This is a genomic window from Persicitalea jodogahamensis, assembly GCF_014651615.1.
In the GTDB taxonomy this organism is placed as follows: Bacteria; Bacteroidota; Bacteroidia; order Cytophagales; family Spirosomataceae; genus Persicitalea; species Persicitalea jodogahamensis.
In genome coordinates, this window is record NZ_BMXF01000007.1 from 231,643 (window position 1) to 242,667 (window position 11,025).

At 54.0% G+C, this 11,025-nt stretch carries 9 protein-coding genes and 1 pseudogene; 6 read left to right on the top strand and 4 right to left on the bottom strand.

Translation table 11 applies throughout. From position 1 onward, the window contains the following. The first annotated feature begins 190 nt into the window (after window positions 1-190). The 5 genes from IE117_RS24635 to IE117_RS24655 are packed head-to-tail and all read left to right on the top strand — an operon-like array spanning window position 191 to window position 6,828. Window positions 191-1,456, top strand: a complete 1,266-nt coding sequence (locus IE117_RS24635) for a sensor histidine kinase (RefSeq protein WP_189568493.1) — start codon at window positions 191-193, stop codon at window positions 1,454-1,456. A 12-nt stretch (window positions 1,457-1,468) separates the two neighbouring features. Beyond that, window positions 1,469-5,050 carry a response regulator gene (locus IE117_RS24640; RefSeq protein WP_189568495.1) on the top strand — a complete coding sequence of 1,194 codons (3,582 nt, stop codon included), beginning with the start codon at window positions 1,469-1,471 and terminating at the stop codon, window positions 5,048-5,050. An 11-nt stretch (window positions 5,051-5,061) separates the two neighbouring features. After that, window positions 5,062-5,460: a response regulator gene (locus tag IE117_RS24645; RefSeq protein WP_189568497.1), complete on the top strand. Its 399-nt coding sequence runs from the start codon at window positions 5,062-5,064 to the stop codon at window positions 5,458-5,460. Next, on the top strand, window positions 5,447-6,259 hold the full coding sequence (locus IE117_RS24650; RefSeq protein WP_189568500.1) for a CheR family methyltransferase: 813 nt from the start codon (window positions 5,447-5,449) through the stop codon (window positions 6,257-6,259). The genes IE117_RS24645 and IE117_RS24650 overlap by 14 nt, the downstream gene beginning before the upstream one ends. Further along, window positions 6,241-6,828: a chemotaxis protein CheB gene (locus IE117_RS24655; RefSeq protein WP_189568502.1), complete on the top strand. Its 588-nt coding sequence runs from the start codon at window positions 6,241-6,243 to the stop codon at window positions 6,826-6,828. The genes IE117_RS24650 and IE117_RS24655 overlap by 19 nt, the downstream gene beginning before the upstream one ends. 296 nt (window positions 6,829-7,124) lie before the next feature. Here IE117_RS24655 and IE117_RS24660 read toward each other — a convergent pair. From IE117_RS24660 to IE117_RS24670, 3 genes and pseudogenes are all read right to left on the bottom strand, one after another. Further along, window positions 7,125-7,238 (bottom strand): annotated as a pseudogene (locus IE117_RS24660) (integrase); the annotation flags it as partial. Window positions 7,239-7,607: 369 nt separating this feature from the next. Further along, a complete protein-coding gene (locus tag IE117_RS24665) occupies window positions 7,608-8,177 on the bottom strand; it encodes a recombinase family protein (protein ID WP_189568505.1) in 570 nt (189 codons plus the stop codon). Window positions 8,178-8,680: 503 nt separating this feature from the next. Continuing rightward, window positions 8,681-8,815, bottom strand: coding sequence for a DinB family protein (locus IE117_RS24670; protein WP_189568508.1), 135 nt, complete (start codon window positions 8,813-8,815; stop codon window positions 8,681-8,683). 397 nt (window positions 8,816-9,212) lie between these two features. Here IE117_RS24670 and IE117_RS24675 point away from each other — a divergent pair, with 397 nt between their 5' ends. Further along, window positions 9,213-9,566: a hypothetical protein gene (locus tag IE117_RS24675; RefSeq protein ID WP_229581438.1), complete on the top strand. Its 354-nt coding sequence runs from the start codon at window positions 9,213-9,215 to the stop codon at window positions 9,564-9,566. Between the two features lie 101 nt (window positions 9,567-9,667). On the opposite strand, the gene IE117_RS24680 is transcribed toward IE117_RS24675, so the two are convergent. After that, a partial coding sequence (locus IE117_RS24680) for a replication initiation protein (protein ID WP_189568511.1) occupies window positions 9,668-11,025 on the bottom strand: 1,358 nt, incomplete at its 5' end.

Below are 11,025 nucleotides of genomic sequence, written 5' to 3' on the forward strand. Positions count from 1 at the left end.
ACTGACTTTGGCGTTTTGCAGCGATCCTTTTTAGGAAAATCCTTACTTTTACCGCAAACATACCCCTACCTGCCGTGTTGTCTCGGCTGACATCCCTCTGGTTTGTAAAGTCTGGCAAGATGAAGCAAAAGATCCAGTTAAGTAAGTTACCTGCAGGGCTGCTGATAAGTCTGGCTTTTATTCCCCGCCCATGATCCTTATTGTCGACGACACCCAGGATAACCTCTACTCGCTCAGAACCCTCCTGCAGCTGAATTCCTATGACGTGGACACCGCCGCTTCCGGTGAGGAAGCTTTGTTGAAAATACTTAAGAAAGAGTACAGACTGATCATCCTGGATGTCCAGATGCCGGGCATGGATGGCTTCGAAGTAGCCGAGACCATCACGGGGTACAGCAAAACCCGGGATATTCCCATCCTGTTCCTGTCGGCGGTCAATGTGGACAAGCGGTTCATCACCCGAGGGTACGCTTCGGGCGGGGTGGACTACATCACCAAGCCTTTCGACGCGGACCTGCTGCTGCTGAAAGTAAAGACCTTCTGCCGCCTGTACGACCAGACCCGGCAACTCCAGAATATTCAAATGGTCCTACGGGACGAAATAGAAAACCGGAAACAAGCCCAGGGGGCTCTCGAAGACCTGAATGCGCGGCTGGAAGATCATGTGGAGGAGCGGACCCGGGAGTTGCGGCTGGCCAACGGCGAGCTTGAAGTCCGCAATACCGAGCTGGCCCAGTTCGCCTCCCTGGCCTCGCACGATCTGCAGGAACCGCTGCGCAAGATCATCACCTTCGGGCAGCTGCTGGAATCGAAGTACCTCGCCAACCAGAAAGAAGCCACTGAGCTTTCACAGAAGATCAACGCCTCCGCCGAAAGGATGCGCAAGCTGATCAACGATCTGCTGAATTATTCCAGGCTGTCGGCCCTTTCGCTTTTCGAACCCGTCGATCTGAACGAGTTGCTGCAGGACACCCTGCAGAACCTGGAAATCGCCATTTCGGAAAAGAATGCGGTGATCAGGGCCGAACCCCTGCCCCCCATAGAGGCCATACCCGGCCAGATGCGCCAGGTGTTCCAGAATCTCATCGGCAATGCCCTGAAATTTTCGCAGAAGGGTATTCCGCCGCTGGTCACCATCCGGGGCGGCTACATCGCCGAGGGCGACCTGGCTGCCCCCTGGACCACGCAGGGGGACTACATCCGGATCTGCATCGCGGACCGGGGCATCGGGTTCGATGAAATCTACCTCGGCAAGATTTTCGCCATTTTCCAGCGGTTGCATACCCAGCGTGAGTACGAAGGCACAGGTATCGGGCTGGCGATCGTCAAGAAAATTGTGGATAAGCACAAAGGCCTGATCAGCGCCAAAAGCAAGCCCTATGAAGGTACCACGTTCAGTATCGTACTTCCCATCCGGCAGTCGCAACCTTTAATTCCAGACGAAACACCCGCTTAATTACCCTCCCCCATGAAGACGTTCAAACGCAACCTGCTGCTTGGCTACGGCATATCCATCCTGCTGCTGACGGCCAGTTCCATTGCGTCGTACATCAGCATCCGCAACCTGTTGGCCAGCGCCGACCTGGTCAACCACACCAATCTGGTCCTCAACGAGCTGAATACCCTCACTTCGGCCCTGAAAGACGGCGAGGCGGGCCAGCGGGGATACCTCCTCACGCGCGACCGCCGTTATCTGAGCCCCTACCAGGAGGCGCGGGCGCTAACGCTGGAAACGGGTCGGAGGGTGGAAGCTCTGACCAGTGACAATGCCGGGCAACGCACCGACGCCGACACCCTGAGATCATTGGCGGAAAAGCGGTTTGCCATTCTGCAGCAGGTCATTCAGAAGTACAACCGCACGGGCAGAACGGAGGTCACCGACCTGGAGGCCGGGCGCTTGACGATGGATCGGATTGGGGCGGTAACGGAACGCATGGCCGCGCGGGAGCAGATTCTGCTGGCTTCCCGAACCGACGAGCTGAAGCAATTCTCTACCCTGACGCCCATCCTGATCGTCCTCGCCTCCCTGCTGGCCATTGCCGTGACGGGCGTGTCGTTTGCACGCGTCAACAACGATCTGGAGAAACGAACGCAGCTCCAGCGGGAACTGCAGGAGAAGGACCGCGAAATATCGGAACGCCTCACCCTGGTGCAGGGCGTCGCCGACCAGATTTCGTCGGGTAACTATCAAGTCAAAGTGGACGACAGGGGCAAGGACGCCCTGGGGGGAATCGCCGGTTCCCTGAATAAAATGGCCGCTTCGCTGGCCGACTCCTTCGCTACCCTGACCGATAAGGAATGGCTGCAGACGGGCATCGCCTCCCTGAACGAGAACATCATCATCGACCAGGATATAAAAGCCCTCGCCCAGAAGGCCCTCACTTTCATCACCGAATACTCGGGGAGCCAGGCCGGGGCGTTTTACGTGCAGAACAGCGAAGGGGCCCTGGAACTGAAAAGCAGCTATGCGCTTACGGCCAGCCAGCTCAGGCCCCTGCTTGCCCTGGGTGAGGGGCTGGCCGGGCAGTGCGCCCAACGCGGCCGAATCATGGAACTTAGCGAAATCGTGCCCGACGCCTACGCGCTCAGCATAGTTTCGGGGCAGGTCAAGCCCAGCGCGGTGACAGCCATCCCCATCCTGTACAACAACCGGGTGAAGGGCATCGTGGAAGTGGCTTCGCTGACGGCCTACACGCCCAACAAGAAAGCCTTTTTTGAGGCCGTTTCCCAAAACGTCGGCATCGCCATCAACTCGGCCCAGAGCCGGGAGCGGGTGCAGGAGCTGCTGGAAGAGACCCAGGCGCAGACGGAGGAACTGCAGGCCCAGCACAGCGAGCTGGAGAACATCAACGCCGAACTCGAAACCCAGGCCGAAAAGCTGCAGGCCTCCGAGGAGGAGCTCCGGGTGCAGCAGGAAGAGCTCCAGCAGGCCAACCAGGAACTCGAAGAGCGGAGCCGCTCCCTGGAAGAGAAAAACGAGCTGATCCTGGAGCGCAACCTGGAAATCCAGGCCAAAGCCGAGGAACTGGCCCAAAGCACCAGCTACAAGTCGGAGTTTCTGGCCAACATGTCGCACGAGCTGCGCACGCCGCTCAACTCCATCCTGCTGCTGTCGCGGCTGCTGAGCGAAAACCACGAAAGCAACCTGTCGCCCGACCAGATCGAGTACGCCAACGTCATCCAGAGTTCCGGCAAGGGCCTGCTCACGTTGATCGATGAAATCCTGGACCTTTCCAAGATCGAGGCCGGGAAGATGCAGCTGGAATACACGGACGTAAAAATGCAGGAAGTGGTCAGCGACCTGCTGTCGCTGTTTGCGCCCATCGCCAAAGATAAGGGAATCGCTTTCACCGCCACCTTGCAGGAAGGTGTGCCGGGTACCCTCGAAACAGACCGGCTCCGGCTGGACCAGATCCTCCGCAACCTGATTTCCAATGCCCTGAAATTCACCAAAAAAGGCTCGGTTGCCGTAAAGGTGGCCCGGGAAGGCTCTTCCCTCTCCATGGCTGTAAAAGACACCGGAATCGGTATCCCGGAGAACAAGCAGAAAACCATTTTCGAAGCCTTCCAGCAGGCCGACGGTTCCACGCGCCGGCAGTTCGGGGGTACCGGACTCGGCCTGTCCATCAGCCGCGAGCTGGCCAAACTGCTGGGTGGGGAAATCAAGGTCACCAGCGAGGTGGGCAAGGGCAGCGAGTTCACACTGCTGGTACCCCTGCACCGGAGGCAGCAGACATTCCGGTCGGAAAAAATGAACATTCCGGATGCCAACCCCTTACCCGCGGATGAGCCCGTCCGCCCGGCGGCTGGCGACGAGTACCTCAGCAGCGTCATTCCCGCTTCCATCCCCGACGACCGGGACGCCATCAACAGCGGCGACAAGGTGATTCTGATGATCGAGGACGACACCAATTTTGCCAAATCCCTCCTGGACTACACGCGCAGCAAGGGCTACAAGGGCGTGGTGGCGGTGCGGGGCGACGAAGGACTGGACCTGGCCCGGAGGTACCTGCCGATCGGAATCCTGCTCGATGTGCAGTTGCCCGTCAAGAGTGGCTGGGAGGTCATGGACGAACTGAAGGCGGACGCCACCACCCGGCATATTCCGGTGCACATGATGTCGTCCTACCAGGTCAAGCACCGCAGCCTGTCGAAAGGCGCCCTCGACTTCATCGACAAACCGGTGGCTTTCGAGAAATTGAGCAGCGTGTTTTCAAAAATCGAAGAAGCCCTGAGTCGGCATCCCAAAAAAGTGATGATCGTGGAAGAAGACGCCAAGCACGCCCAGGCGCTGGCGTATTTCCTCGAAAATTACAATGTCGTGTCAGAAATCAGGCATACCGTGCAGGAGGGCATTGTGGCCATCAATCAGGACCGGGTGGATTGCGTGATTCTGGATATGGCCGTAACGGGGAACCAATCGTACGACTTCCTGGAAGAAGTAAAGAAGACGCCGGGCTTCGAGAACATCCCCATCATTATTTTTACGGGAAAGAACCTCTCGACTATCGAGGAGGTGAAGCTCAAGCAGTACGCCGACTCCATCGTGGTCAAAACCGCCCACTCGTATCAGCGCATCCTCGACGAGGTCTCCCTCTTCCTGCACCTGGTGGACGTGAACAGCACCGAAACCAAAACCACCCGCTTCAAACGGCTGGGCGACATGGAAGAGGTGCTGAAAGGAAAAACCATCCTGGTGGCCGACGACGACGTGCGCAACATATTCTCGCTTTCCAAATCGCTCGAAAACTACAAGATGAATGTATTGTCCGCCGTGGACGGCAAGGACGCCCTCAGTCAACTGGACAAGCACAAAAGCGTCGACCTGGTGCTGATGGACATGATGATGCCCGAAATGGATGGCTATGAGTCCACCCGACGGATCAGGGCCAACCCCAAATACAGGAAACTGCCCGTGATCGCCATCACCGCCAAAGCCATGACCGGCGACCGGGAAAAGTGCATCCAGGCCGGAGCCTCCGACTACATCACCAAGCCCGTGGATGTGGATCAACTCATCTCGCTCCTGCGGGTGTGGCTGTACCATTAAACTAACCCGCTATGAAGAAGTCCATCCTAATCGTCGACGACGACCCCCGAAACATTTTCGCCCTGTCGGCCATGCTGAAGGCCCGGGGGTTTGCCGTTCTGTCGGCTACGGGAATGAAGGAAGCTTACACGGTTCTGCAGCAGCAGGAAACGGTCGACGTCATTCTGATGGACATGATGATGCCCGACATGGACGGATACGAGGCGATTCCCCGGCTGAAACAGGACGCCCGCTACAAACATATTCCGCTGATAGCCGTTACAGCACAAGCGATGGCCGGCGATCGGGAGAAATGCCTGGCTGCCGGAGCCGACGCCTACCATTCGAAGCCCATCGACATCGATGCGCTGCTCGAATTGCTGAAATCCCCACCAATAAATCAGATACGGAATACGAATGATACAGGATGAGGATCTGAATCTTTTGTTAAGCGAACTTTCGCACCGGTACGGGTACGACTTCACCAACTACGCCCGGGCCTCGTTGAAACGCCGCGTGAACCGGTTGCTGGCGGTGGACCGTTTCGCGAGTTTTGCCGAGTTGCTCTATAAAGTAAAGAATGATCCCGACTACCTGCCGCACGTTGTGGAGCAGCTGACGGTGAACGTGACCGAAATGTTCCGGGACCCCAGCCTGTTCAGGACCCTGCGCGAGCAGGTGCTGCCCGTGCTGGCCACCCACCCGCTGATCCGCGTCTGGCACGCGGGCTGTTCCACGGGGGAGGAGGTGTACTCGCTGGCCATTATGCTCGAGGAGGCCAACCTGCTGCACAAGTCCCTGCTCTACGCCACGGATATCAACCCTACGGTCATCGAGAACATCAGGAGAGGCATGTTTCCCATCGGCAACATCAGGCAGTACACCGAGAACTACCTGCAGTCGGGGGGGAGGAAAGACTTTTCCTCGTATTACCAGGCCCAGTACGAGTGGGCCAAGTTTGACGAAAGGCTGCGCGCCAATACGATCGTGGCGACGCACAATCTGGTTTCGGACCGTTCATTCAATGAATTCCAGTTGATTCTGTGCCGCAACGTGCTCATTTATTTCGATAAGGAGTTACAGGACAAAGCCCTGACCCTGTTTGACAACAGCCTGGAAAAGCTGGGGTTTCTGGTACTGGGTTCCAAGGAAAACCTCCGTTTCTCTCCCATTGCCGCCAGCTACACACAACTCGAAAACAAAGAAAAAGTATGGCGGAAAATGCGCTAAATCAGCTAAGGTACCTCGTGATCGGCGGATCGGCCGGTAGCCTGGAAGTAATTCTGGATTTGGTGACCCACCTACCTGCTCTCCCGCATGCGGTGGTAATCCTGGTGGTGCATCGCAAAAAAGACAACGATTCCATTCTGGTGGACCTTCTCTCTTATCGTACCAAGCTGCCCGTCAGGGAAGTTGAGGACAAAGAGACCATCAGCCCCGACACCATCTACCTGGCCCCCCCCGACTACCACCTGCTCATCGAGCGGGCGGATCTTTTCTCGCTCGACATTTCCGAAAAAGTCCATTTCAGCCGCCCCAGCATCGACGTCACCTTCGAGTCGGTCGCCGAAGCTTTCGGTGACCGGGTGATCGGCATCCTGCTCTCCGGGGCCAATGCCGATGGCGCGGTCGGAATGGCCAAGATCCGGAAAGCCGGTGGCTACACCATCGTGCAGGACCCCGCCACGGCCGATGTTGGCTACATGCCGCAGCAGGCCCTGGACCTGACTCCGGTCGACAGCATTCTGCCCGCGGCGGAGATACCCGGGCTTTTAGAAAAGCTGCTGAGAATCCAGTAACACCGGACGCACCGGCCACCGGACCAGCCCAGGAAAATTGCCCTCACCCCATTGGGTGTTCTCGTAAGTTTGGTGATAATTGGGGTGCATCAAAAAGTCTAGGGGGGGCATGCCGCCTCCTGTGATCTATCAAAATCCTTTACTAATGTGAGCGGCCTGAAATCGGGGTAGGGCTTTCGAAAAGCCTAGGGTTCTTTTTGTAAATGGACCGCAGTCGCGGACGGTAAAGATTTTCAAGGGCTTCTGTGAGATGGTCCGGTTTATCGGGACACTTCTACATCTCCAGAACTTTTGCCTTACAGCCCCAGCTTCATGGCGGCGTTGTGCCGAACGACTTGCTGCACGCGGGTGTAGCGATCAATCATCGTGCGGGTGCGGTGCTTGGTCTGCTGCATGATCTGCGAGTCGTCTGTGAATGAAAAAAGAATGAGGATTTTTCTCATGAGGCCTGTGGAGGAGAATTTGCCATCCGGGTTTAGCAATCGAATACCATTCGTCGATTGGGACAGTATCACGATTGGTCCGGATTTCAGAGCTGTTTGGTTTATTGCCCCAATTCTCCTTGAAAACATAGATCCGGGTTGATTTTCCCGACCTCGAAACAATAGCCCTTTTATCTGCCCTTGGCTTTTTTTACCCTCACCTCTTTGGCTTCAACATATAAGGGGAATCCTCCCGTAGATTGCAATCTATGGACTGGGGGGGCCTTATGGGGAAGAAGGGCATAGGTTCCTTCAAATAGGTCTTCCATAAAATTCATGGGGAGAATGTGAATAGGATCAAAACAAAATAGTCTGCATCGCCTTGCGGTAGCGCTTCACGCTGGACATGCTGATGCCCGTCAGGCTGACGATCTCGGCGACCGACAGGCCCTTCTCTACGGCTTTCCTGACCTTGGAGTAGTTTTCCCGGTTCACGCCTGATGGCCGGCCGATATGTTTCCCCCTGGCTTTGGCCAGCAGCTGGCCAGCGCGGGTCTTCTCCAGGATCATCTCCCGATCGTATTCGGCCAGGGCGGCGAAGATGCCGATGACCAACTTGCCCGATGGGGTGGCCGAGTCGATGCCCAGATCCAGGGCTTTGAAGATGATGCCCCGCTCGGAGAAGCTGCCGATCAGGCTGATCAGGTGGTCGCGGCTGCGGCCCAGGCGTGAGAAGCGCGAAACGACTACTGTGTCACCGGGCCGTAGAAGCAAGAGCATTTCATCGAGCGCCGGGCGCTGCACCGACAGGCCTGAGATCTTCTCCTGGAAGATGCGGTCACAGCCGAATTTCTGCAAGGCGTCGATCTGGGTGTGGGTGTTCTGATCGGCGGTGGAGACGCGGGCGTAGCCAAAGGTCTGGTTCATTAGGGCTCATTAAGTAGGGGTCATAAAGGTACCGATTCTTTTCGGAGTGACCCTACTTGCTGACCCCTATTTTGAAGAAGAATTCAGGAAGCGCCCCGATCTACTGCCACGGTTCAGCAAGGTATGACTTTCTGGACTTTAAAACGACTAAGCCAGTCTATCCCTGCCATATCTCGCCAGGTTGACCAAGTGACGGATTTTGTATGAAACGGCAAAACTACCCAAAGCAAAGCGATGGCCATGGTCTTCTCCTTGGCCGCTGAGATCGAGCGCACCGGCGCCCGGAGGGACTTGATTGCTCAACGAACCCCCGCCAAGCTTTCGCGGTGAAGAAAGCTGCCGGAGTGAAGGTAGGTCGTCCAAAGGGGGCGGGGGCTTCGTGCGGCTTGTATTCCATAATGAAATTGTCGTAAAACTGATCGAGGTCGGGCGAGGCGGCTTTCTGGGCCTCGGCTAGGTCGGCACGAGGTGGGCTTATGAGGTCCCTGGCCGCTTTCGCGGGCTCAGGCAATTTCCCAAAGGCCCGTATGTTCCACAATTTCATCGATCGTCCAGCGGTCCGGTGCTTCGCGGAAGTTCCATTGGGCGTCGGTCAGGTTTTCGACCTCGCGGGTCAGCTCGGTGCAGGTTCTCGACATCTTATCGTGGATGTTCGGGAAAATCCTAGGGGATGGGATAGTCAGGGAATCCAACTATTCACGTATCTGATGAAATCAGATTCTGCCGTGCCGTACCATGCCCGGCAGCACACCGTGACGGACAGCAGCGTATTTTAACAGTTCTCCGGCCTATCAAATTTCCCCACGGTTCTAGTATGCACATTGTTGCTACTGCTTTGACTATAGGCCCCGATACTGTTCGGCAAAGACGAAATCCTCAAGCAAGCTGATGAGATGCCAGGTGCCCTGTCTGAGAGGTCGTACACATCAGTCCTTCTCTGTGTCTAAAAGTAATCTAATCGAAATTATAACGCCATAATATCGTTATAATTTCGATATTAGTTGCTATATTTACTTCTTCACTAAATCTACCTCTATGCCTACTCTTGACAAATCTGAATTTAAGCGCAATGCCAAGGTGTTTGAAAAAACATGCAATTGGTGTGGAACAACCTATTATGCCAGCAGATCAACAGCTAAGTATTGCTCATCTACATGCCGAGGTTACTACAACCAGGCTAAAAATGCCGAGCAGATCGTGCCTTATGACGAAACCGAAAAGATGATTTCCGCTCTGCTTTCTGAAAATGCTTTCCTCAAAGGCCAGATTCAACGATATGTTGCCGAAAACCAGGGGTTACGGAATTTCATAGAGGAGAACAAAATAAAACTATCCCATCCCTCGCATATCGAGGATCTGGGTAAACAGCAACCTTCTTCGCCCGTGTGAATACAATACTGACCGCTTTAGGCATTTTCGTATTAACAGCTATAAAAAACTGTGACCCATTTGGCAAAAACTATCTTTGACAAGAAATAGATGCTAAAATATCAAGATGACAACTCGTTTTCAAGTTGCCTTATGCTTTCGTTAATTTCTTTAGTGGTGACGAACGAATCTGGATACACTTGTTTGGCAATATCAACCATAATACCGGAGAGTGCTGGATTAGCCAAATTTTGATGAAGGCTGAGGCTATCGTTAAAATAGGTTCCGAACAAACCTTGCTTTAATTTTCCTACTATCGTGGCAAGTGCATCCTCCTTATCCTCAACCAATTTAAGGAAAATGCGTAACGACAGTTCGTGTGCTTCACTCTTAAGAACATCTAATGCTAGATGCCGATCATTGACCTTCACTGCTTCCAAATCTGATATTTTCTTTTTTTTATGCTCCTTGTCCCAATCAAGCTGTTCGGAATCTATCAAATTATCAGTGGCGACCATTTTTTGAAGGTAGGCTCCCGGATTTCTCACTTTGCCTTTTTTTATCTGCCGCAAGGCATAGACCACACCTTTCTGGATTTGTTCAATCGGATACTGGTCGACCCACTTCTGGATAGTTTCCGCTGCCGCATATTTTCGAACCGAGACGAGAAGGTCTGCCACAGTTCCATCTAAGTGCGAAGCGTTATCATCCACAGGTTCGAAATCGTCATACTCCAATGATCCCAAAACTGCTTCGGAGCCCCCTACCCTTTTTTCCATATGACTTTTTGGGGATGATTTCGACACCTTTAACGGGGAGATGATTTCTGTTGAGATTTTACCCTCCAAGTGAAAAATTACGGATTGAACGGCTCTGCCTGATTTGATCTCCTCAATCTTAGCTATCTTCAAATCTGTATACTTATCGAGATCCTTTATGCCTTTTTTAATCACTTTTTGCTTGAAATTGCCATAAAGGGGGTATTCATGTTCCTCTAAGGCGAGTATTTCCTTTAACCTGTCGATGGTATAGCTGACTTTTTTGTTGCCAAGATTGAATTGGTGCTTTAGTACGATGTAAAGTTTCAGAGAATGAGGGCTTTGAAGGTTCGCCACATTCCTTACATCAATGGTCAAGTACTCCCGTTTAAGTTGCAAAAGATATGGCTTTAGCTTTGGGTTAAACTTCACCCGGATTCGATTCTGCTCGGCTTCGTCTATGGGTTCGCTCGTTTCGTCGAGTAAGTGGATGGTCACCTTGTAATCCTTACCGTCGTCCTTCCTCTCCACCAAGACAAAACTCTTGTTAAATAGTCGGGCTGCGGCATCGCGGATGGCATGGTAATACCTGCCGTCATCCCCCAGCGAGAACAGCTTTATAATGTCCTTCGTTTTTAATTCATATTCCGCGAAATCTTGATCCTCTGGCAAAACCATAGTCAGCATGGTCATGAACACCCTCAATTCATGGATGTCCATTT

Excerpts from the sequence above, each read along its gene's own strand:
- IE117_RS24645 (WP_189568497.1), top strand. The coding sequence starts at position 5,062 with ATGAAGAAGTCCATCCTAATCGTCGACGACGACCCCCGAAACATTTTC.
- IE117_RS24635 (WP_189568493.1), top strand. The coding sequence starts at position 191 with ATGATCCTTATTGTCGACGACACCCAGGATAACCTCTACTCGCTCAGA.
- IE117_RS24670 (WP_189568508.1), bottom strand. The coding sequence starts at position 8,815 with ATGTCGAGAACCTGCACCGAGCTGACCCGCGAGGTCGAAAACCTGACC.
- IE117_RS24655 (WP_189568502.1), top strand. The coding sequence starts at position 6,241 with ATGGCGGAAAATGCGCTAAATCAGCTAAGGTACCTCGTGATCGGCGGA.
- IE117_RS24675 (WP_229581438.1), top strand. The coding sequence starts at position 9,213 with ATGCCTACTCTTGACAAATCTGAATTTAAGCGCAATGCCAAGGTGTTT.
- IE117_RS24650 (WP_189568500.1), top strand. The coding sequence starts at position 5,447 with ATGATACAGGATGAGGATCTGAATCTTTTGTTAAGCGAACTTTCGCAC.
- IE117_RS24665 (WP_189568505.1), bottom strand. The coding sequence starts at position 8,177 with ATGAACCAGACCTTTGGCTACGCCCGCGTCTCCACCGCCGATCAGAAC.
- IE117_RS24640 (WP_189568495.1), top strand. The coding sequence starts at position 1,469 with ATGAAGACGTTCAAACGCAACCTGCTGCTTGGCTACGGCATATCCATC.